This is a genomic window from Sutcliffiella halmapala (assembly GCF_002019665.1).
Taxonomy (GTDB): Bacteria; Bacillota; Bacilli; order Bacillales; family Bacillaceae_I; genus Sutcliffiella_A; species Sutcliffiella_A halmapala.
This window is the reverse complement of record NZ_KV917375.1, coordinates 4,155,575-4,181,008: the sequence shown is the minus strand read 5'-3', so window position 1 is coordinate 4,181,008 and position 25,434 is coordinate 4,155,575. Positions and strand designations below refer to the sequence as shown.

23 protein-coding genes are annotated in these 25,434 nt (G+C 40.8%); 17 read left to right on the top strand and 6 right to left on the bottom strand.

What is annotated here, in order from left to right; all coding sequences use genetic code 11:
• Window positions 1-22 precede the first annotated feature (22 nt).
• Both BK580_RS20505 and BK580_RS20500 read right to left on the bottom strand, forming a co-directional pair.
• A complete protein-coding gene (locus tag BK580_RS20505; protein WP_078382131.1) occupies window positions 23-172 on the bottom strand; it encodes a BH0509 family protein in 150 nt (49 codons plus the stop codon).
• Between the two features lie 163 nt (window positions 173-335).
• Entirely contained in the window at window positions 336-1,499 is a 1,164-nt protein-coding gene (locus BK580_RS20500; protein ID WP_078382130.1) for an MFS transporter, read from the bottom strand.
• A gap of 184 nt (window positions 1,500-1,683) precedes the next feature.
• Here BK580_RS20500 and BK580_RS20495 point away from each other — a divergent pair, with 184 nt between their 5' ends.
• The 13 genes from BK580_RS20495 (at window position 1,684) to BK580_RS20440 (ending at window position 15,055) form a co-directional block, all read left to right on the top strand.
• Window positions 1,684-2,067, top strand: a complete 384-nt coding sequence (locus BK580_RS20495; RefSeq protein ID WP_078382129.1) for an OsmC family protein — start codon at window positions 1,684-1,686, stop codon at window positions 2,065-2,067.
• Window positions 2,068-2,285: 218 nt separating this feature from the next.
• Window positions 2,286-3,296: an N-acetylglucosamine kinase gene (locus BK580_RS20490; protein ID WP_169865173.1), complete on the top strand. Its 1,011-nt coding sequence runs from the start codon at window positions 2,286-2,288 to the stop codon at window positions 3,294-3,296.
• Entirely contained in the window at window positions 3,293-4,147 is an 855-nt protein-coding gene (locus tag BK580_RS20485; protein ID WP_078382127.1) for a MurR/RpiR family transcriptional regulator, read from the top strand. The genes BK580_RS20490 and BK580_RS20485 overlap by 4 nt, the downstream gene beginning before the upstream one ends.
• Before the next feature lie 6 nt (window positions 4,148-4,153).
• Window positions 4,154-4,318 carry a hypothetical protein gene (locus BK580_RS23760; RefSeq protein WP_169865171.1) on the top strand — a complete coding sequence of 55 codons (165 nt, stop codon included), beginning with the start codon at window positions 4,154-4,156 and terminating at the stop codon, window positions 4,316-4,318.
• Between the two features lie 242 nt (window positions 4,319-4,560).
• Window positions 4,561-5,880: an ABC transporter substrate-binding protein gene (locus BK580_RS20480; RefSeq protein ID WP_235864084.1), complete on the top strand. Its 1,320-nt coding sequence runs from the start codon at window positions 4,561-4,563 to the stop codon at window positions 5,878-5,880.
• 71 nt (window positions 5,881-5,951) lie between these two features.
• On the top strand, window positions 5,952-6,869 hold the full coding sequence (locus tag BK580_RS20475) for a carbohydrate ABC transporter permease (protein ID WP_078382126.1): 918 nt from the start codon (window positions 5,952-5,954) through the stop codon (window positions 6,867-6,869).
• Window positions 6,870-6,886: 17 nt separating this feature from the next.
• Window positions 6,887-7,783: a carbohydrate ABC transporter permease gene (locus BK580_RS20470; RefSeq protein ID WP_235864083.1), complete on the top strand. Its 897-nt coding sequence runs from the start codon at window positions 6,887-6,889 to the stop codon at window positions 7,781-7,783.
• A gap of 10 nt (window positions 7,784-7,793) precedes the next feature.
• A complete protein-coding gene (locus BK580_RS20465; RefSeq protein ID WP_078382125.1) occupies window positions 7,794-8,903 on the top strand; it encodes an ABC transporter ATP-binding protein in 1,110 nt (369 codons plus the stop codon).
• Window positions 8,904-8,923: 20 nt separating this feature from the next.
• A complete protein-coding gene (locus BK580_RS20460; protein ID WP_078382124.1) occupies window positions 8,924-9,595 on the top strand; it encodes a YesL family protein in 672 nt (223 codons plus the stop codon).
• Window positions 9,596-9,622: 27 nt separating this feature from the next.
• Window positions 9,623-10,783 carry an exo-beta-N-acetylmuramidase NamZ family protein gene (locus BK580_RS20455; protein WP_078382123.1) on the top strand — a complete coding sequence of 387 codons (1,161 nt, stop codon included), beginning with the start codon at window positions 9,623-9,625 and terminating at the stop codon, window positions 10,781-10,783.
• Between the two features lie 35 nt (window positions 10,784-10,818).
• Entirely contained in the window at window positions 10,819-12,429 is a 1,611-nt protein-coding gene (gene nagZ, locus BK580_RS20450; protein ID WP_078382122.1) for a beta-N-acetylhexosaminidase, read from the top strand.
• Complete coding sequence (locus BK580_RS20445; protein WP_078382121.1) at window positions 12,426-13,601, top strand: anhydro-N-acetylmuramic acid kinase; 1,176 nt, start codon at window positions 12,426-12,428, stop codon at window positions 13,599-13,601. Before nagZ ends, BK580_RS20445 begins: the two co-directional genes overlap by 4 nt.
• A gap of 554 nt (window positions 13,602-14,155) precedes the next feature.
• On the top strand, window positions 14,156-15,055 hold the full coding sequence (locus tag BK580_RS20440) for a macrolide 2'-phosphotransferase (RefSeq protein WP_078382120.1): 900 nt from the start codon (window positions 14,156-14,158) through the stop codon (window positions 15,053-15,055).
• 141 nt (window positions 15,056-15,196) lie between these two features.
• On the opposite strand, the gene BK580_RS20435 is transcribed toward BK580_RS20440, so the two are convergent.
• The 4 genes from BK580_RS20435 to BK580_RS20420 form a co-directional block, all read right to left on the bottom strand.
• A complete protein-coding gene (locus BK580_RS20435) occupies window positions 15,197-16,528 on the bottom strand; it encodes a (Fe-S)-binding protein (RefSeq protein WP_078382119.1) in 1,332 nt (443 codons plus the stop codon).
• On the bottom strand, window positions 16,525-17,937 hold the full coding sequence (glcD, locus tag BK580_RS20430) for a glycolate oxidase subunit GlcD (protein ID WP_078382118.1): 1,413 nt from the start codon (window positions 17,935-17,937) through the stop codon (window positions 16,525-16,527). The genes BK580_RS20435 and glcD overlap by 4 nt, the downstream gene beginning before the upstream one ends.
• A gap of 93 nt (window positions 17,938-18,030) precedes the next feature.
• Window positions 18,031-19,152 (bottom strand): CdaR family transcriptional regulator, encoded by a 1,122-nt coding sequence (locus BK580_RS20425; protein WP_078382117.1) that lies wholly within the window; start codon window positions 19,150-19,152, stop codon window positions 18,031-18,033.
• 70 nt (window positions 19,153-19,222) lie between these two features.
• A complete protein-coding gene (locus tag BK580_RS20420) occupies window positions 19,223-21,052 on the bottom strand; it encodes an L-lactate permease (protein WP_078382116.1) in 1,830 nt (609 codons plus the stop codon).
• A 240-nt stretch (window positions 21,053-21,292) separates the two neighbouring features.
• Here BK580_RS20420 and BK580_RS20415 point away from each other — a divergent pair, with 240 nt between their 5' ends.
• The 4 genes from BK580_RS20415 to BK580_RS20400 all read left to right on the top strand — a co-directional run bounded on the left by BK580_RS20415 (window position 21,293) and on the right by BK580_RS20400 (window position 25,419).
• Window positions 21,293-22,012, top strand: coding sequence for a FadR/GntR family transcriptional regulator (locus tag BK580_RS20415; protein ID WP_078382115.1), 720 nt, complete (start codon window positions 21,293-21,295; stop codon window positions 22,010-22,012).
• A gap of 524 nt (window positions 22,013-22,536) precedes the next feature.
• On the top strand, window positions 22,537-23,253 hold the full coding sequence (locus tag BK580_RS20410) for a (Fe-S)-binding protein (protein WP_078382114.1): 717 nt from the start codon (window positions 22,537-22,539) through the stop codon (window positions 23,251-23,253).
• Window positions 23,254-23,273: 20 nt separating this feature from the next.
• On the top strand, window positions 23,274-24,719 hold the full coding sequence (locus BK580_RS20405; RefSeq protein WP_078382113.1) for a LutB/LldF family L-lactate oxidation iron-sulfur protein: 1,446 nt from the start codon (window positions 23,274-23,276) through the stop codon (window positions 24,717-24,719).
• On the top strand, window positions 24,700-25,419 hold the full coding sequence (locus BK580_RS20400) for a LutC/YkgG family protein (RefSeq protein ID WP_078382112.1): 720 nt from the start codon (window positions 24,700-24,702) through the stop codon (window positions 25,417-25,419). Before BK580_RS20405 ends, BK580_RS20400 begins: the two co-directional genes overlap by 20 nt.
• Window positions 25,420-25,434 lie beyond the last annotated feature (15 nt).

The window sequence follows — 25,434 nt, the reverse complement described above, 5'->3', positions numbered from 1 at the left end:
CGAGCCGATTCCACTTTTCTAATTAAAGACTCTCATGTATCATCATTTGTTCGTAAACGTTGTTGTAGAGGTGCTCAATGTCCGCATCTGTCATATATAGTAGGGAGTCACGATCTACCTTTTTCATTACCTCAATAAACTTAATCATATTCTTCCGCTCTTGTCTGCTCATATTTAACTTCCTCCTTTTGTATTAGTACAGTTTATATTGTGTTTGTCTTATTATATAACAGAATATTTAAAATTGGAACAACTTTTTGAAAAGTTTTTGATAGAAAAATAAAAAACAGGCGAACTCATCATACGAGTCCTACCTGTTCTACAACAATCATTACTTAATGCTTCACCGCTACAGCCTTCTTGTCCCCATACGAATACGTTAACATGAAAATCACAAACAGTAAGAAGCTAATAATATGAAAAAAGCTTATTTCTTGAAAGAATTGAATGAATAAACCGCCGATGAATGGTCCACCTAAGCTACCTATGCTAAAGGCGATACCGCACATTAAATTTCCAGTCGGCAATAAATTTTTCGGCATTAAGTCAGTCATATAGCTAATCCCAAGGGAGAAAGTGGAACCGACAAGCATACCTGCGATGAAAATACATATTGCAAGGCCAATGATATGTCCCTCTAAGAAACTAGCTGTTATAAAACTCAAGCAACCGAATAAAAGAATCACAAGCAAAACGTTCCGCCGTCCCCATTTATCACTTAGAATTCCAAGCGGTATTTGAAACACGATCCCACCAATTGCGAAGGAGGCGAGTAGGATGGAAACACTACCTAAATCAAATCCTGTTCGTAATGCGTAAATAGGGAAGCTTCCATTTAGTGAGGATTCTAAAAAGCCATAGCCAAGTGGTGGTAGGAAAGCGATCCAGCCATACTTCCATGCTTTTCTAAAACGTTTTATTGTCTCCACAAAGGAATTTACCCCGATTTCCTGTTCAGGATGTTCATTTTTTAAGAAAAATAGGAATAACCAACCCACTAAACATAGTAACGAGGATACGATAAATGGGAGGGATTGATTGATATTTACAAGTGGTGTCATCAATGGTCCTGTTGCAAAGCCAATCCCAAAGAATACCCCATATAAGGAAATATTTCTTCCACGTTTATTTTCAGGTGAAAAAGAAGTAATCCAGGTTTGTGTCGCAAAATGTAGCGCATGATCTCCGATTCCAATTAATAAACGAAGAATAAACCAAAACCAAAAAGATTGCCATAACGGAAATAGTGCTAGGGACATAACAACCAAAAATCCACCGACAAGAATAACTGGCTTATACCCATATTTTCGTAAGGGCTGCTCCATAAAAGGTGAAGCAAGCAAAATCCCAATGTATAAGGCGGTAGCGTTCAATCCATTTAAGGAAGAGGAAAGACCACTATTTTCAAAAATAACTGCAATAAGTGGTAGGAGCATCCCTTGGCTAAATCCAGAGATAGCAACTATAGAAACTAAAATCCAAAAACGAAAACGATTCATATCGAAAACCTCAATTTATATTATTTTGCCATCCCCTATGATACATAATTTAAGTGGGGAAGGGAATCGGTAAAAATGAGGAAAGTCAATACTCAGTTATTAAAAACAACAAATTAACTCTTTTTTAGTAGCGCTACCCAGCGTTATTTTGCTAAGGTTACCTATAAAGGAGATGACTATTTAAATGGAGTTCAAAATGAAAGAAGTAGGGTTTTCTACAAATTTAGAGTTTGGAGAATTACAGGTTGCAGGGGATGAGCAATACGGATTCCGTCCATACCAACTGCTCGTTTCTTCTATTGCTGTTTGCAGTGGTGGTGTGCTCCGTACTATTTTAAAGAAAAGACGTATGGATGTGGAAGATATTACGATCCAAACAGATGTCACACGAAACGAGAAAGAAGCCAATCGTATAGAAAAAATACATATTCATTACGTCATCAAAGGAAAAGATCTAGCTGAAACGAAAATCGAGCAATCCATCGAGCTTGCGCGCAAAAATTGTCCGATGGTGCAATCTGTGAAGGATAGTATTGAAGTTACAGAGACGTTTGAGGTTAGCGAGTAACTAGAATAGAAGGAGGGGGCACTCAATAGTTGAGTGTCCCTTTTACTAGAGAAATCCGGGTTTGAGCAGTGGAAGCACTACACTCATCTGTCTATATAATAGTTTTATGACTAATTTGAAATTTAATTTCAGAAAATAATAAATATATTGACATTTAAAATCAGTGATTTTATACTTGTATTATTAAGAATATTTGAATAATTAAGGAGCGCAAGCAGTTGATTATTGGAATTGATGGCGGAGGCACGAAAACAACAGGAATTGTAGTAAATGAGCAAGGAAATATTTTAGCAAAAGAAATGGTTGGCCCTACTAACCCTAATAGTTCTAACTATGAGTTAGTTAAGAATGAACTGGAGACGCTTTTTTCTTCATTTCACCTAAAGAAAGCGCTTACATTCGATGATGTTGTCTTTGCTGGTATATCAGGAGTAGAAAGTGGTGGTAAGAAAGAGTGGTTCTCCGCTTTATTAAGAGAAATAATTGGTGATGAACCCGAAGTGATTATTGATAATGATGCTATTACTGCGCTCTACTCGGAAACAAAGGGAAAGCCTGGTATTGTCAGTATTTCAGGAACAGGCTCCATCAGCTTTGGAATAAATGAAGATAACGAAAGAGCAAGAGTGGGTGGCTGGGGATACCTTATTCAAGATGAAAGCAGTGGCTTTTCGATTGGAAAACGTGTGCTTGATCATGTATTCGAGCAGCATGATAAAGGAAAAGAACCTTGTGAGCTATCTAGTGCGGTGATGAAACATTTCATGGTAAAGGAAATACCTAATATTGTTCCACATGTGTATGAACTTGGAACAACAAGAGATCGCATTGCTTCTTTAGGAAGTGTGGCTGTTTCCTTTTCTAATAAAGGGGATAAGTTGTGCACGAGCATACTTGAAGAGGCTGCGAATGGCATGTTGAAAGAAATAGCAACTTTATATGAAAAGCTCAATCAAGGAAAAAGAAAAAACGATTCCGTCCCTATTGTACTTACTGGGGGAATTATTCAGCACGCAACAGTGATGCTAGCCTATTTAGAGCAAAAGGCGAAGCAGCGTGGATTGCCATTTCAATTTATCCTCCCATCTATGCCTCCAATTGCAGGAACAATCTATGCAGCAATAAAGAATAGTAAGAATGGTCTTAAGGTAACACCAACCTTTTCGAAAGTGTTGGAAGAGGAATTGCGGATACAAACTAGGATAAGTAAAGAGGATGGTTATACATGAATGGTGGATTGTTAAGACTACGTCAAGCGCTATCATCGATAAACCCAGCTGAACGAAATGCTGCGACATTTATCTTAGAGAATCCGAAAGAAGTAGTAAGGTTGTCGGTGAAGGAATTAGCGGATAAAAGTGATTCTAGTCAGGCGGCGATTATTCGCTTGTGTAAGAAGATAGGATTAGATGGATACAAAGAATTAAAGTTGCGAATTGCTGGTGACATGACTTCTTTTGAAAAGGCACAAGAGGAATACCACGAGTTTAAAGACAATGATGATATCCCTACTTTTATGAAAACAATCACGGAGAATAATGTGTTGTCATTAAGGGATACCTTACATTTGTTAGATAAATCGCAAGTGGAAAAAGCAGTTCAATATTTACATAACTCCAATCGGATTGACTTCTATGGAGTAGCGGCTTCTCAATTAATTGCCCAAGATGCCCAGCTCAAATTTATGAGAATTAATAAGATTTGTACAGCTTATGCGGACGCACATATTCAGTTAACCTCTGCCGCAACCCTTACTAATAGAGATGTAGCAGTTGGAATATCTTATTCTGGAGAAACAACTCAGACGATTGCTGCAATCACGCAAGCGAAGGAAGAAGGAGCAAAAACAATAGCCATTACCAAATATGGTTCTAATTCTTTGAAAGAGCTTGCTGATGTCACACTATGCATTTCTTCAATGGAATCTTCCATTAGAAGTGCAGCTACTTCATCAAGGATCTCGCAGTTAAATGTGATAGATATCCTTTTCACAGCAGTAGCAGCTAGAAATTTTGATCAATCTGTAGCATATTTGAAGCGTTCACGTGAAGCTGTAAAAAAAGTGTATCGACCAGAATAAAGACACATGGTAGCAGATTACAAGATTAATATAGAGGTCGGACCTGAAGTCATCACAGGGTCTACTAGAATGAAAGCCGGCACCACACAAAAACTGGTGTTGAATATGATTACTACCACCTCAATGGTGAAGATAGGAAAAGTGTTTCATAACTTAATGGTCGATGTATAACCCTTAAACAAAAAACTTGTAGATCGCGCAAAGCGTATTATTCAACAAGTAACAGGATGTTCCTCAGAAGAAGCAAGTACCTTATTCGACGCAGCAGAAGGAAACCCAAAAGTAGCGATTATTATGTATACGTGTCAAGTAGATTCCGTAAAAGCTACGGAGCTTCTGAAAGACGCAAAGGGGTTCGTTTATAAGGCTATAAATGCTTATAATAAATAAAAATTATCAAGGGGGAATTGGTGATGAAAAGGGGTTTAAGCTTAAGCATGGTGTTATTGCTCGTAGCATCTATTATTCTAGGTTGCTCGAACAATTCTTCATCCGGTTCAAAGGATGTAGTAAAAGTATGGACGTATCCAGTTCACGGTGAGTATGAAGCTGAACTAAAAGATTTAATTGCTTCTTTTGAAAAAGAAAATGAAAACATTAAAGTAGAATATGAAGTACTAAGCTGGGCAGAGGGCCCACAAAAGTTTGATATTGCCTTAAACTCAGGCAGTCCCCCAGATGTTTATTTTGGTAAACCTCAAGGTAAATATGTGGATACTGGCTTAGCGGTAGATTTAAAAGGAAAATTAAATGTTTCAGAAAGTGATTATAATGAAGTAGCGCTAGATTACATGAAAATTGAAGAGGGCCTTTACGGTCTACCAATCTATATGTTTTTACATGTATGGGGTGGAAATAAGCAGCTTTTAGAAGAAGCGGGTATCGACTATGAAAAGATTCAAAAAGAGGGCTGGACATGGAAAGAATTCCAAGACTTAGCTGCTAAAGGTGTGAAAAAGAAAGATTCTGGTGAAGATCAATACGGCTTTGTTTTCCAGGGAAACAATGAGGAGCTATTGGTTCACTTAGCAATGAATAACGGGTTACCGAACCGTTACACAGAAGACGGAATTACTTGGAATGATGACCGCATCCTAGAAACGATGAAATATATCCGTAGTTTAATTGATTCTGGGATTATGCCTCGTGAAACGGCGGCTATAGATCCAGCAAAACGTATGGAATTATTCTACAACCACCAAGCGTTATTCTTTGGGCGTGCAATTCCTTATTTTGACCCAGTTGTAGAAGCGCATAACGAAGAAATTAAAGCTGGAACAGTAGAAGGAGAAGAAGTAAACTTTGTCCTTTTACCAATCCCACACAATGAAGGTCAAGAGCAAGTTTCTTTCGGAGGTTCTGAGGGTTACATGCTATTCACTCAAAAGAATGCTAAAGAAGACCATTTAAATAACAGTATAAAAGTATTAGAGCATTTAACAAGTGCAGAAGCTGGAAAAGCAGCAGCAGCTCTAGCGCTACCACAGGTTCATAAAGATGCAGAAGGTAAGTTTGAGATGCCTTTAGCTCCTTACAATGAAGTAGCGGCTGACGTGTTAGCATCCAAAGTGTTGCCACCAGCTAATGCAGCAGCAGCCCTAGCTGCAAAAGACGATCGTTTCCGTACGGAGGTTGTTATTCCGACTTTCCAAGGCTTATTAAGTGGGGAGTTAACACCTGAAGCGGCTTTAGAGGAATTTAAGAAAAAGGGAGAAGCAATTTTCTCGCAGTAAGCTATAAGAAAGAGGAGGGGGCGCAACAGCTCTTCCTCTTTTATTTCAAAGTGGAGGTGTTAGAGTAAACAATGCCAAACCAATCAACGGTCTCCGAACCAAATAAGTTCAATTTCTCCCAATTTATAAAGGATTATGGTTGGTGCTATGCGTTTATTGCTGTTCCTATTATTTTATTTTTAATGTTTACGCTTTTCCCGGTTGGTTATGCGCTTATCATGAGCTTTCAAAAATATCATGTATTAGGTTCAACTTGGGTAGGGTTAGATAACTATAAAACAATGTTTAATGATGATATTTTCTGGAAGGCGATGTGGAATACGTTCGTTTTCACGGTAGGTACAGTGCCAGTAAATATCGCAATAACCTTATTCTTAGCAGTCTTGATTTTTCCGAGAGCGAAAAAGGCACAAACCTTCTTCAAAGCCTCTCTTTACTTACCAACAGTAGCATCAGGAGTAACAATTGCCTTAGTATGGTTCTGGATTTATGATCCGACTACAGCTGGTCTATTTAATATGTTTTTAGAACTATTAGGTTTTGACAATGTGATGTGGCTCGGACAAAGTAAAACAGCCTTATTTTCTATTATGCTAATGTCTTATTTAACAGGACATGGAGCAGGAGTTATTTTATATTTAGCAGCGATGGGTGGCATTCCAAAGTCTCTCTATGAAGCAGCTGATATTGACCATGCTTCTGAATGGTCGAAATTTCGTAATATTACATGGCCCTTATTAAAACCTACTACTCTTTATTTATTAGTTACCGGTATTATTATGAGTTTCCAAGTATTTATGAGTATTTACTTAATGACCAGGGGTGGTCCAAACTTTTCCACGACGACCATTGCCTATTTGATTTATACGCATGCTTTTGAGTACTACCAATTTGGATTAGCGGCAGCGGAATCCTTTGTGCTTGGTGCAGTAATCATTCTAGCATCTGTCATACAATTTAAAGTCATGTCTTCAGACGTGGAGTTTTAAGAAAGGAGGAGCATCAAATGGAACCAGTAACAAATACAAATAATGCTCAATATGCAGAAATAGCTATCAAAAAAGAAAAAGCAAGAAATCGTCGTAAAAAATTGTATAGCGTTGTTAGTTACAGTATTTTGTTTTTGTGGGTCGTTATTACGATTATCCCGCTATATTGGATGTTTATTTCCTCCTTTCGAGATACGACGGTATCGGTGTCTTTTCGTCCAGAATGGTTTCCTTCCAAATTAACATTAGCAACGTATATTCGTTTTTTAACAGAAACAGATGCAGTTCGCTGGTTGTTTAATAGTTTATTTGTTTCAAGTGTTCTAACCTTATCTAATGTTATCTTCTCCTCATTAGCGGGTTATGCATTTGCAAAATTACGCTTTCCAGGAAGAAATACGATCTTCTGGTTGTTGCTTGGTACGATGATGATACCGGCCCAAGTAACATTGATTCCAGTTTATATCATGGTTGTGAATGTCTTTGGACTTGTAGATACATATTTAGCTATTATGCTACCGATGTTTACGGTAGTGGGGAATATCTTCTTAATGAAGCAATACATGTCCACCTTACCAACGACCCTTATTCACGCAGCTAGAATTGATGGGTGTAGCGAATTTGGGATATTTAGGAAAGTGATTCTACCGATTTCGAAGCCAGGTATAGCGGTATTAGCCATTTTTACATTTGTCGCAACTTGGAATGAATTCTTCTGGCCGTTCCTTGTGACGCAATCTAGTTCGATGAGAACAATCCAAGTAGGACTCGCGAGCTTTAAGTTCCAGGATGCAACAGATTATGGAGCAATGATGGCGGGGTCAGTACTGGCTGCATTACCAATGTTTATTTTATTCTTTGCATTACAGCGTTACTTCTTGCAAGGTATTACAATCGGTGCAGTGAAAGGATAGGTGTGAAGGAATGGCAAGTATACTAATCGAAAATGTGACGAAAACGTTTGTAGACGATAAACGTGGCGGAACATTCACCGCTGTTAAAGATGCTAGTTTTGAAATAAAAGATAAAGAGTTTCTTGTATTCGTTGGGCCTTCAGGGTGTGGAAAAACAACATCGCTTCGTATGATTGCAGGACTCGAGCGGCAAACATCTGGAAATATCTATATTGGGGATAAAGTAGTTAACAATATGCACCCTAAGGATCGCGATATAGCAATGGTTTTCCAGGATTATGCCTTGTATCCACATATGACGATCGAGCAGAATCTAGCATTCGGTTTGAAGAATATGAAGGTATCTAAAGAAGAAATAAAAGAGAAAATTGACTATGCCTCCAAAATTCTAGGGCTAGATGAAATGCTAGACCGTAAACCAAAAGAATTAAGCGGTGGACAGCGTCAAAGGGTAGCTGTAGGTCGTGCAATTGTCCGTAATCCTAAAGTGTTCCTATTTGATGAACCACTTTCCAATTTAGATGCAAAGCTACGAGTACAGATGCGGATTGAATTGGCAGAGCTTCACCAACGTTTAGGCGCGACCATTGTATATGTAACGCATGATCAGGTAGAAGCGATGACATTAGGGGAAAGAATCGTAGTGATGAATAAAGGAGAGATTCAACAAATTGCTTCTCCGAGAGACCTTTATCGAAACCCTGCGAATATGTTTGTAGCAGGATTTATCGGGTCGCCTCCAATGAATTTCTTTGATGCGATACTAGAATCAGCAAACACGTTACGCTTAGGAGATCAACTCTTTACCATTCCAGAAGCGCTTGTAAGATTATATAAGGATTACGTTGGAAAAAAAGTCGTGTTAGGGCTAAGACCAGAAGATATATATGATGAAGAGTTTGCCTTTACCGTTCCTACCGAAAATAAAGCAAAGATTAAAGTAAAAGCGATTGAACACTTAGGTGGAGAAAATCTCGTTTACTTTACAATGGGCGAGCGAATGATCACAGCAAAAGTAAGCGGTGAAAGCTTTATTCGTCCATTAGAAGAAAAAAACTTTGTCTTCAATTTAGATAAAATGCACCTGTTTGACCCAACAACTGAGAAACGAATTTTCTAACATAAAGGAGAGAATACAGAATGGATGGATTAACACAGATTTTACGCGTAACTGGAAAAGAATATTATAGGCATATAGTAGCGATGGTGTTCATAAGCTTACTAGTCGTAACGGTGCTTAGTCCTTCCTTCTTTCTCATCCAATTACCATATGCACTTATTTATGTCATGTTAGTGAGCGGTCCTTTGCTAGTTGGAGCTGCTTGGGCAGTTCAACAATTACTTCTAGACAAAAGCCAGTCTGTATTCCTACAATTTTTTACTGGAGTGAGGAAGTATTTCCTTGCTAGTATCGGATATAGCCTATTCTTATCCTTCTTTGTCATTATCGTAGCAGCATCATGGTGGCATTATGTTCAAGTGGGAGGGACCTTTGGATTTGCCTTGGCGTGCTTTCAAACATACTTTTGCGGCATGGTCTTTTTAAGTCAGATCTATACGATTCCCCTTCTAGTGAAATTCCAATATTCATTAAAAGATAGTATTTTTACAAGTGTTAAATTATTAGTCAAGAACCCACTCTATACAATTCTTTCATTCTTGCAAATTGCATCTATCTTTTGCTTATTACTACTATCGGTTGTCGGATTATTTTTCTTATTCCCAAGCTTGTCTACCCTTTTTTGCAATATAGTTACAAGTAATGTGATTGTCACAGAGGAGCAGGAGGGATGGGATCCGCTAAGCGCGTAACAAAGTATTTTAACGAGGAGGAGGAACATGATAAAGATAGCATACGGCATCGACCACTTCTTACAATCTGGTGTGGATGCCTGGTCTGGTAAAAGTATTGCTTTAGTAACGAACCAAACTGGAAGGACTTCTCATTTTCAATCTACGATCGATGCATTAAATAAAATAGATTCTATCCAATTAAAAAAACTTTTCGCCTGTGAACACGGAATTAGAGGAGATGTACAGGCTGGTGTGCATGTTGAGCATGCTATTGATCCCAACTCATCTCTTCCCATTTTTAGTTTATATGGTCCAACGAAGAAGGTATCTACAGAATTGCTAGAAGATGTAGATGCCATTTTTTTTGATATTCAAGATGTCGGAGTTCGGTTTTATACATATCTCGCAACCGTGAAAAATGTGATGGAGGCATGTGTGGTGTCAGGGACAGCTTTTGTAGTATTAGACCGGCCAAATCCAATCGCATCACTCGTTTCTGGCAATATACTAGACTTACATTTTAGCTCCTTTGTTGGTCCATATAACATGCCAATCACCTCAGGGTTAACGATTGGAGAATATGCGAGGTTGCTACAAAAAGAGAGCTATCCATCTATCGAACTTCATGTCTATGAAGTGAAGAAATGGAAGCGTTCAATGTGGGGAGAGGACTGGCAGCAGCCATGGATTCCACCTTCACCAAACATTCCCCATGTTTCCACTACTTTATATTATCCAATCAGTTGTTTTATTGAAGGCACGAATTTGTCAGAAGGTCGCGGAACAACTAAACCATTTGAATGGATTGGAGCGCCTTGGTTCAAACAGGATGAAATGATCGCACATTTTTCAGCAAAAGAACTGCCAGGTATAAAGCTTATTCCAGCATTTTTTACTCCGAATATGAGCAAGCATGCTGGTGTTAACTGTAAGGGGATTCAGCTTTTGATGACAGCCAGAGAAGGCTTGAACGTTGCAAGGGCTGGGTTTGAGCTCTTACATAGTATTTTTGCCGTTCATGAAGAAGCTAAGTGGCTTGAGCCATTTAAGAAAGGGATGCACTCATTTATTGATTTATTATGGGGCACTGACTCAGTCCGCAAAGGAATCGACCAAGGTCTTTCCTATTCAGAGGTATCAAAAGAATGGCAGGTAGGGTTAGAAGAGTGGAAGGCACGAACAAAGTCGATTTTGCTTTATTCATAGATCAATAGACTTTTTGAAAAGGGAGAGAAGGGTGTATGAAAAAGGTTCATGAAATGACGCTTGAAGAAAAAGTAGGACAATTGTTTATGGCAGGATTCCATGGAACAGAGCCATCTGAGGAAATCACAAAGCTGATCCAAGACTACCATATCGGTGGCGTGATTTATTTTACCCGTAATGTAAAAGAGGTAAAGCAAGTATATGAGCTTTCCCGTAGCCTACAAAAGATAGCAAAGAATGCTGGTGAATTACCACTTTTCATCTCCATTGATCAGGAGGGTGGCATGGTTGCGCGCATCACAGAGGGAGTGACATTGAGTCCCGGAAATATGGCGCTCGGTGCCACAGGCGATAAGGAAGCAGTGTATCGCTTAGGGAAAATAGTTGGGAAAGAGCTTCGAACCCTTGGTGTGAATATGAATTTTGCACCTTGTGTGGATGTGAATAATAACCCATTGAATCCGGTGATCGGCGTTCGGTCTTACGGAGAGGATCCTCGCATTGTTGCAGAGTTTGGGGTAGAAGCAGTAAAGGGGTTGCAGGAGGAAAACGTCTCCGCAGTCAGCAAGCATTTCCCTGGTCACGGAGATACCAATGTCGACTCTCATCTTGATTTACCAGTTATTGCACACGGTCTTGAAAGATTGGAAAGTTTGGAGCTCATCCCATTTAAGGAGACATTTGATCAAGATGTGGACGGTGTAATGGTTGCACATATTAATTTTCCAGCGATTGAACCGGAGAATGTCCCTTCGACTCTTTCAAAGCGCATTGTAAACGGCTTATTGCGTGAAAAGCTAGGCTATGATGGAGTAGCGATGACAGACTGCATGGAAATGAAGGCGATTATTGACTATTACGGAATAGAGGAAGCTTCAATTATGGCAGTGGAGGCTGGCATAGATATTGTATTGATCAGCCACACATTTGAACGTCAGTATAGAGCGATGGAGGCAGTGAGGAAAGCGGTGGAGAGCGGACGCATTTCGACGGAACAAGTGGATCGCTCTGTTGAACGTATTCTGAAGCTGAAAGAAAAAAGAAAACTTGGAGAAGAAACTGTTTCCTGGGCAGAGGCAGCGGTGCTTGTCAGTAAGGAAGAGAATCTGGAGTATGCACGAGTCGTTAGTGAAAAGAGCATGACGCTTGTTAAGAATAGTGGAAAATGTTTCCCTCTAACAGTTGATGAAAGAGTATTGCTCGTTACCGTAGATCCGCAAGTGGCGACGGATGTAGATGAAACCTTGGCGACGAAGATAACACTCGGAACTTATTTAAAGAAACGCCTGCCGCATGTAGAAGAAGTGGTTATAACAGTTTCTCCTTCTGAGGAAGAGATTACGAAGATTGTTGCTGATGCTGCAAGCTTTGACAAGGTGATAGTGGCAACCTATCAGGCAGTAGCTAATCAGTTACAGGTGAAACTTGTTCAAAATCTTGTCGAAAATATAAAAGATAAGGTAGCGGTGGTTGCAATGCGTAGTCCCTATGATATTGGCAAGTTCCCAGAGGTTTCTACGTATCTGGTAACCTATGAAAGTAGAGCACTGGCGTTAGAGTCAGCAAGTAAGGTGCTTTTAGGAGAGCTGGAGGCATCAGGAAAACTACCAATTACATTACTTGATTCGAAGGTGAAAAAACTATGATCGAACTCTTACAACAACTCGCAAACAAAGAGGAAAGAATCGGAATCGGACTTATGTCAGGGACCTCTGTTGATGGGGTGGATGTAGCGATTGTATCAGTAAAAGGTGCTGGAGAAAGCATGGCATATCAGGAGCTGGCATTTGAAAATGTCCCTATTTCAGCCGAGTTGCGCGAGCGGATTTTTGAACAGTTCGAGCCTGCGAAAAGCTCGGTCGATACCTTGTGCAGCCTGAATTTTGAGCTAGGGGAAATGTTCAGTAACGCCGCGGAAACTGTAATCAAGAAGCATGGCTTCCAAAAGGAAGATATCGACTTTATCGGTTCACATGGTCAGACGCTTTATCATATTCCGGTTGAGATAGATGGTCTGGTGCGTTCCACTCTGCAACTGGGAGAAGCTTCTATCATTGCGGAAGCCTTCAACTGTCCGGTTATGTCTGATTTCCGCGTACGTGACATGGCCGCAGGTGGAGGAGGTGCTCCACTAGTCCCATATGTGGACTATCTACTGTTTCGCTCAGACTCAGAAAGTATCGCTTTGCAAAATATTGGCGGAATCGGAAATGTCACCTATCTTCCAAAAGGTGGAGCGCCAAGTGAAGTCATTGCGTTTGATACAGGTCCAGGGAATATGATTATGGATGAAGCAATAGTGATTTTGACTAATGGAAGAGCGCACTATGACGATGGTGGGGAAATGGCGGCGAAGGGTAAGGCGAATGAGGGAGTGCTGAGCGAGCTGCTACAGAATCCTTATTTTCATCTACCTATTCCAAAGAGTACTGGACGAGAGTTGTTTGGGACCATGTATACGAGGAAGCTCGTTGCAGGACTCATCGAGCAGGGGCTTTCAGCCGTGGATATTATGGCGACGGTGACCAAATTTACTGCTTTAACAATCATCGATCAATATGAACGCTTCTTAACTGGTCCGGTCGATACCTTGATTGTCAGTGGTGGTGGGGCCTATAATCCTACTTTGCTTAGCTATTTACGTGAAGAAGGCAACTTTGACGTGAAGACCCAAGAGGATTATGGTCTGTCCAGCGATTCGAAGGAAGCGGTGGCCTTTGCACTGTTAGCGAACGAGAGCCTGTTTGGCGTACCTAACAATCTGCCGTCTGCTACGGGGGCGAGGAAACCTGTAGTGCTGGGGAAGTTGACGGTTTAGAGAGAGATTGGCTGGTTCCCTAAAAATGGGTGATAAGTAAAACGAAGCCCTCAGACAATGGGTCTTATAAACGGTGACTAAGTAAATTTACAAAAATCTACTATAAATATTGAGTGGCACAAACGACTATGTTATAGTGAAAGCACTTATAATGAACGGAGGGTTCCTGATGATCGATAACCAATCTTTGAATCGTTAATTTCATACGTTCAATGGCTCTGCATATGTCAGAGTTACAGGATTGGTCTATCTATTTTTCAGTAACCTTATTTATAGAATGTACGCAAAAGGGGATGGGATTAGTCTATCCTCTTTTTTGTACAAAAAAAGAGTTAAGGCTAGTTTGTACACCATTTTTATACTAGGGAATCGTTTTATTTGATTCAGTAAAGGCTGTTTTTTAGATGGGGACTTTCCAATATTTTGACATAGGTAGTAGTCTGTATTTTACTAAAAAATTGTTTACTTTCATGAAAATAGGATGACAGCTTTGAACGCCATGTAGATTTCCGTGCCAGTGGAGGCAATTTTATCAATAAGGAGAAGTGATTATTTTGAATAAAGAGTTAGTAGTAGAAACAGCAAGGAAGTATGGGTTGGAGGTTAAGGAGGATTCTTTGGTATTTAATGAATCTGGTTTAGACTTTTTGGTTGCATATGCAGAAGACGAGAAAGGGGAGGAATGGGTGTTAAGGCTTCCGAGACGAGAGGATGTAATGCCAAGGACAGCAGATGAGAAAAAGGCATTAGATCTTGTTCATCAGTATGTCAGCTTTCAGACTCCCGTTTGGTCAATTTATGAGGCAGATCTGATTGCCTATAAAAAACTAACGGGTGTGCCGGCTGGTACGATTGATCATGCGATTCAAAACTATGTGTGGGAGATGGATGTAGAGAATGTACCTGAGCAATTTACTCAGTCATTAGCTAAGACCCTTGCATCACTGCATACTGTTCCACAAGAGGCTGCATTAAAAGCAGGTTTGTCTGTTCAGTCAGCAAAAGAGGTTCGTCAATCGATGGTCGAGCGAATGGAAAAGGTGAAAGCGAAATTCGGTGTCGGTGAAAATCTTTGGAGCCGTTGGCAAGAATGGATTAGTAATGACGCTCTATGGCCACAAGAAACAGGCTTGGTTCATGGAGATGTTCATGCTGGTCACACGATGATTGATAAAGATACTAACGTAACTGGTTTAATCGACTGGACGGAAGCAAAAGTAACAGATGTAGCAAATGACTTTGTCTTCCAATATCGTGCGTTCGGAGAAGAAGCCTTGGAGAAACTGATTTCTTATTACAAAGAAGCAGGTGGAATCTACTGGCCAGGAATGAAGGAGCACGTCATCGAACTCAATGCGGCATATCCGGTTGCGATAGCTGAGTTTGCAATCGTTTCGGGTGTGTTAGAATACGAGCAGATGGCAATCGAAACTTTAGAAGTGAATAAAGGGTAATAATTAGAAGACATGGATTAAGATAGTAAAAAACCTTGCATAGCTTTTATGCTATGCAAGGTTTTATTATGACTGAATAATTTACTATAAAGGCCAACGGATTATCTAGAAATTACTACTGGGAAGTCCTTCAATCATAAACTATTCTTGCCCTTCCAACGCCTCCAACAAAAAGTCAGCCAAATGTACAGCGCGTACAAATGTTGAAAGCCCTTCTCTTTCAATTCCGAGCTTCATTTGTAGTAGACATCCTGGGTTTGCGGTAACGATGGTTGTTGCTTGGCTTTCCATTGCTTTTTCCATTTTGTAATCTAAAATTTGCATCGACATTTCCGACTCGACGATATTGTAGATTCCAGCAGATCCACAGCAGCGATCGGCATCCTTCATCTCTTGGAAGGCAGCACCTTGAACAGCCTGCAGGAGTATCCTCGGTTGTAAAAAAGTTCCCTGAACATTGCGCAAGTGACAGGAATCCTGATACGTCACTTTTTGAGGAATAACCTGTAATTTAAGCTTATTATGAAACTCTAACTCTACTAAAATGGCAGACATATCTTTAATTTTCGCTTTAAATGCAAGTGCCCGCGCATACCACTCCTCATCGTCCTTCAGCAGATGATCATAGTCTACGAGAAACGCACCACAGCCCCCGGCATTTGTAATTATATAATCGACACCGAGATCTTCAAAAGAGGCAATATTCCGTTTTGCCAATTCCTTTGCGCCATCCTTCTCACCACTATGTCCGTGAAGAGCACCACAACAGGCTTGCTTTTCGGGAATAACGATGTCACAGCCCGCATGCTGTAGGAGCTTCATTGTAGCATTGTTGGTTTCTAGGAACATCGTATCCATCAGACAGCCAGAGAAGAACGCCACTTTTTTCCGCTTCTCAACAACGGAAGGCAAAAAGGAGGGACGATCCTTCATTTTCTTCATGTTGGGAACTTGCGGCAGGACACGCTCCATTGTGGCCAGGTTTTCTGGGAAAAGCCTCATTAAGCCAGTTGTCTGTACAATTTTTTGAACGCCAGATCTTTGATAGATCCCCAGCATATTCGTCATCATACGCATCCGGTTCTGATGAGGAAATAGCCCCTCAAATACCGTTTTACGAAGCACTCTGACAGGTAGGGAATGCTTTTTATGCTGGTTAATGATGTCGCGTGCTTCTTCCAGCAGATGTCCGTATTTTACCCCAGAAGGACAAACAGGCTCACAGGCACGACAGCCAAGGCAAAGGTCCAAGGTACGCTCGACATCTTCATCAGGCTCAATTACTCCGTCAACCACTGCTTTCATTAGAGCAATCCTTCCACGTGGGGAATGGGATTCTTTAAAGCCAGACTCCACATAAGTTGGACAAGAGGGTAAGCAAAAACCACAACGCATACAGTTTAATAGTTCATCTTCATCCATTCTTTTTTTGAATTCAGACTGAATTACTTGTTTTTCTTTTGTGGTGGTCATCGTGAGATCACCACCCGTTTCCGGGACTCTTTGGCAAACACTTTTCCAGGATTCATAATGTTGTTCGGATCAAAAGCTTGCTTTACGAGTTTCATCGCGGCGATCCCTTCAGCACCAAGCTTCCACTCTAAATAAGGAGCCTTCATGACACCAACCCCATGTTCCCCGGTAATCGTTCCGCCAAGTTCGATGGCAGCAGCAAAAATCTCCTCAAATGCAGCTTCGACCCGTTCCATTTCCTCATGATCTCGCGCATCTGTAGGAACAGTTGGGTGGAGGTTACCATCACCTGCATGGCCAAATGTACAGATTTTTACGTTGTGGCGCACAGCTATTTCATTGATAGCATTCACCATTTTCGCAATTTCAGAGCGAGGGACAGTTGCATCTTCTAAAATGGTCGTCGGTTTTAAGCGGGCAAGTGCAGAAAGAGCCGAGCGACGAGCCGTACGAAGTGCTTCTGCTTCTATTTCTGTTTTAGCTAACTGAACAGAGACTGCCCGTTCCTGCAAACAAATCTGAGTCATTTTCTCCATATCTCGCTCAACTAGCTCTATTGGACCGTCTTGTTCAATGAGAAGGACTGCCTTCACATCAGTAGGTAATCCAATTTTCGCGAAATCCTCAACCACTTCTAACGTAGGCTGATCTAGGAATTCTAAAGTTGTAGGAATAATTTGATTCGAAATAATCTTAGATACTGTGTTAGCCGCTGCCTCCATATCTTGGTAGAGTGCAAGCATCGTTTTCTTCGTTTCTGGCATAGGAATGAGCTTTAGAGTCGCCTCTGTGATGATACAAAGAGTGCCCTCTGACCCGACAAAGAGACGAGTAAGGTCATACCCGGCTACATCCTTCGCTAATTTTCCACCAGTTCGAATAACGTCTCCATTTGGGAGCACTGTTTCTAAAGCTAACACATAATCACGCGTCACCCCGTACTTCAATCCACGAAGGCCACCAGAATTTTCGTTAATGTTGCCGCCGATTGTGGATATTTTCATTGAGCTCGGATCCGGCGGATAAAAAAGTCCCTTTGCTTCCACAGCATGAATCATATCCAAGGTAACAACTCCAGGTTGCACCGTTACAGTTAAGTTTTCTTCATCGATCTCCAGAATCTCATTCATATGAGTGAAAAGAAGTACGATTCCACCCTCTGTCGGACAGGTCCCTCCACAGAGGTTTGTGCCAGAGCCACGGGGGACTAATGGAACTTTATACTCATTACAGAGCTTCACAATTTGAGCAACTTCTTCGGTGTTTCGTGGTACGATTACCGCATCAGGCATCGATTGAAAGTTAGGAGTTGCATCGTAGGAATAAGAGAGCTTCTCCACCGCACTGTCTCGATAATTTTCCGCACCTACAATCTTTATTAATTGATCTTTTAAGTTGGTTGCTATCATTTGAAAAGACCTCCTCCATAATTACTACTTTCCCTAATCATAATGAAAAAAAGGATGGAGCTCTATGGATAATCATCTAAAGGAATAGGGGTATTATCGGTTATTTTTTGGATAATCATCTAAAAACAAAACGGAAAGATAGAGAGAGGTCAGATCTCGGACTTCCTTGAGATTTAATTTCGTCAAGTTCTCGATTTTTTTCAAGCGATAGTGCAAGGTGTTTATGTGAATATGTAATTCTGCTGCGGTTTCTTTTAAGGAAAGATTTTTTTCTAAATAGATTTTCAGCGTATCCATTAGTTCCCTTTCCTCTAATACATGAGCAAGTAATCTAAGAGAAAAGTCCTTTTTAATCGAAGCTGGGACCGTGTGGAGGATCATATCCAAACGTAGATCCTCTTCAAACATTATCGGAGATTCCGCGGTACAAACATCTAGCGCTCTTTCTGCTTCGAAATAAGATTCTTTTACAGTGGAGCTAGTGCCACCATTGCCAATCCCCATATAAACAGGTGTTCCAGCCAAGCCTTCTAAGTTTTGACGAAGTCTTTGCAAGAAGGATAAATGAGAGCTTTTAGAACGTTTTTCTCTGCTAACTTGTAAAAGAAGCATCCGATTATGCCCCCATTGCAGCAAGATGTCGTCTTTGTTCAGGTCGATATCTTGCTCGGTAAAGCTCCACTTTTTTGTTTTCAGAAACGAGCTGTCTCCTTGAAACTCGAGGAGTACCACCTGACGCTCTATTTCGATATCGATGCCAAGGAGCGTTGCTCGATTTTGGATAGCGGTTGACGGACCGTCCTTTAAAAGCCAATCAAAGACAAAGGTTTCAAGCGATCTTGCTTCCCATTCGAATTGATCTTGATAATAGCTTTCTTGAATCAAAAGCTCGGTCATTTTTTTTATTAATTCCCCGTAAGGCAAGACTTTTTCGGGAATACCAGTAATCCCAATCACTCCAACGACCTTTTGCTGATGGAACAAGGGTAAGGTAATCCCCGCCTTGACTCCAGCAAGGGTTACTTCATCTTCTTTGCTAATTACTTTCATCCTTTGTTCTTTTGCTGCAATAAAAGCACCCTCATGAAAGCTACCGATTCTTGTAGAGTCGGTGCTTGCAATAATAGTCCCCGCTGTATCTACCATAATAAGATTTTCTTCGATAAAATTTTTCACTTCTCTAATAATTTTTTTAGCAAGAGATGTTCGTAGCATAGTGATTCCTCCATATACAAAGAAAGAAAACAACCTAGATGTTTATTACCCAGAGTTGTTTTCCTGAACTTTATGCTCCTATTTTACGTTCTACAGAGATGGAGCCTTTTCCTTTATAAGTTACCATATAGTAGATAAAACTCATAACCATCACACCATAAATGAGGAACCAGAAATTGATACCTCCTGATATGATCGCCATCCCGAGAATTCCACCAGCGAGTAAATAGTAGCTGAGTGGGATAAATACTTTACGAATGAGAGTTCCTTCTTTTCCCACAAGTCCAACAGTAGCGGAGGCAGCGACGATGTTATGCACGCAAATCATATTACCAGCTGCACCTCCAATTGCTTGAAGGGCAACGACCATTCCCGCTTGATTGACGTTAAGACCGACACTTTCCGCCGTACCAAATTGAAACAGGGAGAACATCATATTACTAAAAGTATTACTACCGGCAATAAAAGCACCCAATGCTCCAACAGTTGGTGCAAATAGCGGCCAAAAATCACCTACGATATTAGCAATTCCCGAGGCAAGTACTAAAGGCATATTCATTCCAATTAACGCTTCAGAACCTGCTGACACTTTATCTGCACTCAGGGCGGTTAATAAGAAAATTTTAATCATCGGTATCGCAAAAATCAGTGCCATCCCTGCAGCAACGACAGTTTTAAAGGAATCCTTCCAGGCATTGAGATAGTTTGTTTTTTTCATAGAGTGAAGGAAGAAGGTTAGAACCGATACGACAATAAAAATAAATCCAGGTAAGAAAAGTGGAGTAGATATAGAATTTATTCCAGACCCGAAAACATTTTCTAATCTAACGGTCACTGTTGGATTCTTCAATAGACTGCCTAACCAATCTACTGTTCTCGTTAATACTAAAAGACCTGCAACTAATACATAAGGAAGCCAAGACATTGGAAGGCTGATGTTCTTTTTTACCTGTAGTACGTCAGGTGGTTGTTGATTTAGGGACCCTAACCATTCAGGCTCCCAGCGATTTTTTGCTTCAAAATCAAAACATTCTTCTTCCTTCGGAGTTAAGAAGCCTGCTTTAGCAGCTGGTACTACAATGAGTAAACCAATTAAGGCACCGAGAAGGGAAGGGAATTCAGGACCTAAGAATACGGCGATTAAGTAATAAGGAATCGTAAAGGCCGCTCCTGCAAAAAGTGCAAACTTCCATACCTTTAATCCTTCTAGGAAAGAACGTTTTTTTCCAAAATAGCGTGTTAGCATCGCCACCATAAATAACGGTATGAGCACGCCAATGGTCATATGGAAGAATCCGACGTTTGATGCTATTTGTAATAAGTATTGGTCAAAAGTTAATCCTGCTCCCTCTAAAGCATTAGTGACGGTTACTTGGTCTCGAAGTCCAGTATTTACACCAACTTGGATGGGTGTTCCAATAGCTCCAAAAGAAACCGGCGTACTCTGAATAATTAACGTAACCATAACAGCCGCTAAGGCAGGAAACCCAATTGCAACGAGTAGAGGTGCGGCAATTGCTGCAGGTGTTCCGAAACCAGCTGCTCCTTCGATAAATGCACCAAACAACCAAGCGATAATAATAGCCTGAATACGGCGGTCTGGTGAAATACTGATAAAGCCTTGCCTAATAGTATGAATGGCACCGCTTTCTTTTACCGTATTCAACAAGAGTACGGCTCCAAAAACAATAAATAACACTTCAAGTGCAGTAAAAACTCCATTAACTGCAGCTCCAGCAACAACATTTGCTTTTGTACCCCATAGAAAAATGGCGGAAAAAGTAGTGATGATAAGTGCAATAGGCATAGCTCGACTGGCAGGCCAGTTCAGGAAGACAAGAAAAATCATAATAGTGATCACTGGTAAGATTGCAATAAGGGATAATAATCCTAAACCCATTCAGGTACCTCCTAATTAATGTTTTTAAAAAAGCGTTTTCATTTTAATGTAAAAAATATAATAATTCTAATCATTCGGTCATCTGATGATTATATGTATATGTTAGTGTAAGCGCACACAATATTCAATCTATTTTTTTATTTTTGCGAATTTTAATTTGTGTGAATGGTACAGAATCTTTTATTTTATGCGGAATCATTGATACAATAGCATTAATGGAAGATAGACAAGAGGTGCAGGATGAAATACCGAAAAATTAAGCCCAAGAAGATATATGAAGAAGTAGCGGACAGTCTACTTGAAATGATAAAGCAAGGAGAGTTCCACCCTGGAGATAAGCTAAGCTCTGTGGAACAGCTATCCGAAAATTTCCAAGTTAGCCGCTCTGCCGTACGGGAAGCGTTATCTGCCTTAAGAGCGATGGGGATTTTGGATATACGTCAAGGAGAGGGTACGTTCATTAAAGAGTTTCATGCGGATATGCTTTCCCTTCCTGTTTCGACAGCCGTGCTCATGAGAAAGGACGATTTAGCTCATTTGCTAGAAATCAGAAGAATTTTGGAGGTCGGAGCTGCCGCGGCGGCTGCAGAACGTCGAACAGAGGCAGACCTACTCGCCATGAAAAAAGCCTTGGAGGAGATGAAAGAGGCGTTTGGTAACGAAGCACTCGGGGAGCAGGCAGACTTTGACTTCCATCTAGCAATCGCAGAAGCTTCCCAAAATCCTTTATTAGTAAGCTTAATGAACAGTGTCTCTGGAATTATGGTTGAAACGATGCGTGAAACAAGACGTCTATGGCTATATGGCAAGCAAGTCACGGTGGAAAGACTGTATCATGATCATGAAGGCATCTATCAAGCAATTGAAAAGCAAGATGTAACCTTAGCTCAGAAAAGGATACTAGAACACCTAGAAGCAGTAGAACAGGTATTGAGTAAATTTATTCATCCAACTGAATAACAGGAAATATAGAAAACAACCTTACTAGGAAGGAAGATGCTTCTAGAAAAGGTTGTTTTTTGTGAGCTGAATTAGGGATGCTTGATGAATTTCCTTATTAAATTAGTTTCTCTCACTCTTTTCATCGTTCTTTCCTCGATCTAGTGCCATTCTCTAACCCTATGTTTTGCTAAAAAGCGTTTTTGACAAATAAAATCTTTCAAAGCACGAGCTTTCAAGGTGTATTTTTAAAAAAGGATCCAAGTATAAAGGATTCGATAAAATAGTTGCTTTTTTGTTAATATAGAGCTCATTTTAGTGGGATTTCGGGGGGCATTCTGGGGACTACGCTTCTTGCTTCGTGGAGCTTTTGACATTTTTTATTTCCCAGAATCCAACATCCCTCTTTTTACCCGAGTGCGACCAGTAGAATCCAGTATCCTCTCTTAGTCATCAGATGACCAGTTGACTATTTTACCAGTTTGTAGGAATATAATATTAATAGTATAAGTAACCGCTTTCTATAATAGAGAGGAGTATTCAACATGAAGGTAAGCCTATTTGCAACATGTTTAGTAGATATGTTCCAGACGAATGTTGGAAAAGCGACGGTAGAAGTGTTAGAGAGAGTTGGCTGTGAAGTGGATTTTCCGGAAGGGCAGATTTGCTGTGGACAGCCTGCATATAATAGTGGGTATGTGAAAGAGTCGAAAGAAGCAATGAAACAGATGATTAAAACCTTTGAGAGGTCTGAATATGTCGTAACACCTTCTGGTTCTTGTGCCACGATGTTCAAGGAATATCCTCATGTGTTCAAAGATGATCCTGTTTGGAAAGATAAAGCAAATAAATTAGCAGCAAAAACATACGAATTAACGCAATTCATTGTCCAGGTGTTGAAGGTGGAGGATGTTGGTGCCAAGCTAACAGGACGTGCAACCTATCATACAAGCTGTCATATGACGAGATTATTAGGCGTTAAAGACGAACCGATGAAACTACTTGAAAAAGTCGAGGGCTTGGAGTTTACGCCACTTCCAAATGCGCACAATTGCTGTGGATTCGGTGGGACGTTTTCCGTGAAAATGGGTAATATCTCCGAACAAATGGTGGATGAAAAGGTTCATCATATTGAGGAAGTGCAAGCAGACTACCTCATCGGAGCAGACTGTGGTTGCCTGATGAATATTGGTGGACGTTCTAAGCGCTTAGAAAAGCCGGTAAAAGTGATGCATATTGCGGAAGTTTTAAATAGTCGCTAGACGATAGGGGGTGCAGATAAATGGCATTGAAAATAGGAAATGAATCGTTTAACAATAGAACGAAAAAGGGCATTGACGACCAGTTTATGAGGGGTGCTGTTGCAAGTGCACAAGAACGCCTTCGGACGAGAAAAATAGAGTCGACCGTTGAACTTGGAGATTGGGAAGAGTGGCGATCTCACGGCGAAGAGATTCGCCAGCATGTACTGGATAATTTAGACTATTACTTACATGAATTAAGTGAAAATGTCGCGAAACGCGGTGGGCATGTTTTTTTTGCAAAGACTGCAGAAGAGGCAAACCATTATATTCAGGACGTAGCGAAGCGGAAGAATGCCAAAAAGATCGTAAAATCAAAATCGATGGTGACAGAAGAAATATCGATGAACGAAGCATTGGAAGCGGTTGGTTGCGAAGTAATTGAAACGGACCTAGGGGAATACATCCTTCAAGTGGATGACCATGATCCGCCCTCCCATATTGTGGCGCCTGCTTTGCATAAAAACAAACATCAAATCAGAGATGTTTTTCGTGAAAAGCTAGCCTATAAGAAAACGGAGAAGCCGGAAGAGCTTGCCCTCCATGCCCGTGAAATGCTGCGAAAGGAATTTTTAACTGCAGACATTGGAATCACCGGCTGTAATTTTGCCGTAGCAGAGTCTGGTTCTATCAGTCTTGTAACCAATGAAGGTAACGCAAGACTAGTGACATCCCTACCGAAAACACAAATTACTGTCATGGGAATGGAAAGACTCGTACCTACTTACGAGGAGTTAGAAGTGTTGGTCAGTCTTTTGACTAGAAGTGCGGTCGGGCAGAAGCTGACGAGCTATGTAACCACTTTAACTGGTCCAAAAGAAGAAGGCGACGTCGATGGTCCCGAAGAGTTTCACTTAGTCATTATTGATAATGGCAGATCGAAAATTCTTGGTACAGAATTTCAGTCAGTCTTACAGTGCATTCGCTGTGCGGCCTGTATTAATGTATGTCCTGTATATCGTCATATCGGAGGACATTCATATGGTTCCATTTATCCTGGACCAATAGGAGCTGTTTTGACACCTTTATTAGACGGTTATGATGACCATAAAGAGTTGCCTTATGCGTCTACCTTATGTGCGGCCTGTACCGAAGCCTGCCCGGTAAAAATTCCACTCCACGATCTCTTGCATAAGCACCGGCAGAAAATAGTCGAGAAGGAAGGGAAAGCTCCAATCTCAGAAAAACTGGCAATGAAAGCTTTCGGATTAGGTGCAGCGTCTCCGTTAATGTATAAACTAGGCTCCAAACTTGCTCCCTCTGCCTTGAATCCTTTTACGGTCGATCAGTCGATATCTAAAGGACCTGGCCCTTTGAAAAGCTGGACGGCTATCCGAGAATTTCCTGCTCCTGACAAAAAGAGATTCCGAGATTGGTTCGATGAGCGAGACAAGGGAGGGAAGACAAATGAGCGTAACGATTCATAACAGAGATGCGTTTTTAACGACCATTTCTACAAGTCTGGGAAGACCAGTACGAAAAGAGGGAGTATCAAGACCGGTCTGGAAACATCAACCTCAATGGGAGGTATTAAAGGGTGCAACACAGGACGACCTGGTAGGGGTGCTGAAAAAGCAATGTGTCCATATACACACTGATATAGTAGAAACAACGGTTTCATGCTTGGAAGAAACGGTTAAGTCTGTTGTTATTGGATATGGCGCCGGACAGGTAATTACATGGGATGACCCACGTTTTGAACAGTACGGATTGAAACAAAAGATGCAAGAGGAATGGTTGGAAGATGGGATGGACGTTCATATTTGGGATCCAAGCATTGGCGAGGAAAATATCGTCATTGCAGAACGTTCTAATGTCGGGATAACTTTCAGTGATCAGACATTGGCTGAATCAGGAACCGTCGTTCTTTTCAGCGGAAATGGAAAAGGTAGATCAGTAAGTCTCTTACCGGCAACCTACATCGCCATCATTCAAAAAAGTACAATCGTCCCAAGGATTACACAAGCGGCGCACGAAATTCACAATAAGGTAAGCAACGGAGAGAAGATTCCAAGCTGTATCAACTTTATTAGTGGTCCGAGCAATTCGGCCGATATCGAGATGAATCTAGTAGTTGGAGTACATGGTCCGATTAAAGCGACTTATATTGTTGTTGATGATTTATAAAATATAAAGACTTAC

Excerpts from the sequence above, each read along its gene's own strand:
- BK580_RS20485 (WP_078382127.1), top strand. The coding sequence starts at position 3,293 with ATGAATGGTGGATTGTTAAGACTACGTCAAGCGCTATCATCGATAAAC.
- BK580_RS20495 (WP_078382129.1), top strand. The coding sequence starts at position 1,684 with ATGGAGTTCAAAATGAAAGAAGTAGGGTTTTCTACAAATTTAGAGTTT.
- glcD (WP_078382118.1), bottom strand. The coding sequence starts at position 17,937 with ATGATAGCAACCAACTTAAAAGATCAATTAATAAAGATTGTAGGTGCG.
- BK580_RS20470 (WP_235864083.1), top strand. The coding sequence starts at position 6,887 with ATGGAACCAGTAACAAATACAAATAATGCTCAATATGCAGAAATAGCT.
- BK580_RS20500 (WP_078382130.1), bottom strand. The coding sequence starts at position 1,499 with ATGAATCGTTTTCGTTTTTGGATTTTAGTTTCTATAGTTGCTATCTCT.
- BK580_RS20505 (WP_078382131.1), bottom strand. The coding sequence starts at position 172 with ATGAGCAGACAAGAGCGGAAGAATATGATTAAGTTTATTGAGGTAATG.
- BK580_RS20420 (WP_078382116.1), bottom strand. The coding sequence starts at position 21,052 with ATGGGTTTAGGATTATTATCCCTTATTGCAATCTTACCAGTGATCACT.
- BK580_RS23760 (WP_169865171.1), top strand. The coding sequence starts at position 4,154 with ATGGTAGCAGATTACAAGATTAATATAGAGGTCGGACCTGAAGTCATC.
- BK580_RS20445 (WP_078382121.1), top strand. The coding sequence starts at position 12,426 with ATGATCGAACTCTTACAACAACTCGCAAACAAAGAGGAAAGAATCGGA.
- BK580_RS20480 (WP_235864084.1), top strand. The coding sequence starts at position 4,561 with ATGAAAAGGGGTTTAAGCTTAAGCATGGTGTTATTGCTCGTAGCATCT.
- BK580_RS20425 (WP_078382117.1), bottom strand. The coding sequence starts at position 19,152 with ATGCTACGAACATCTCTTGCTAAAAAAATTATTAGAGAAGTGAAAAAT.
- BK580_RS20400 (WP_078382112.1), top strand. The coding sequence starts at position 24,700 with ATGAGCGTAACGATTCATAACAGAGATGCGTTTTTAACGACCATTTCT.
- nagZ (WP_078382122.1), top strand. The coding sequence starts at position 10,819 with ATGAAAAAGGTTCATGAAATGACGCTTGAAGAAAAAGTAGGACAATTG.
- BK580_RS20460 (WP_078382124.1), top strand. The coding sequence starts at position 8,924 with ATGGATGGATTAACACAGATTTTACGCGTAACTGGAAAAGAATATTAT.
- BK580_RS20415 (WP_078382115.1), top strand. The coding sequence starts at position 21,293 with ATGAAATACCGAAAAATTAAGCCCAAGAAGATATATGAAGAAGTAGCG.
- BK580_RS20435 (WP_078382119.1), bottom strand. The coding sequence starts at position 16,528 with ATGACCACCACAAAAGAAAAACAAGTAATTCAGTCTGAATTCAAAAAA.
- BK580_RS20405 (WP_078382113.1), top strand. The coding sequence starts at position 23,274 with ATGGCATTGAAAATAGGAAATGAATCGTTTAACAATAGAACGAAAAAG.
- BK580_RS20410 (WP_078382114.1), top strand. The coding sequence starts at position 22,537 with ATGAAGGTAAGCCTATTTGCAACATGTTTAGTAGATATGTTCCAGACG.
- BK580_RS20475 (WP_078382126.1), top strand. The coding sequence starts at position 5,952 with ATGCCAAACCAATCAACGGTCTCCGAACCAAATAAGTTCAATTTCTCC.
- BK580_RS20465 (WP_078382125.1), top strand. The coding sequence starts at position 7,794 with ATGGCAAGTATACTAATCGAAAATGTGACGAAAACGTTTGTAGACGAT.
- BK580_RS20455 (WP_078382123.1), top strand. The coding sequence starts at position 9,623 with ATGATAAAGATAGCATACGGCATCGACCACTTCTTACAATCTGGTGTG.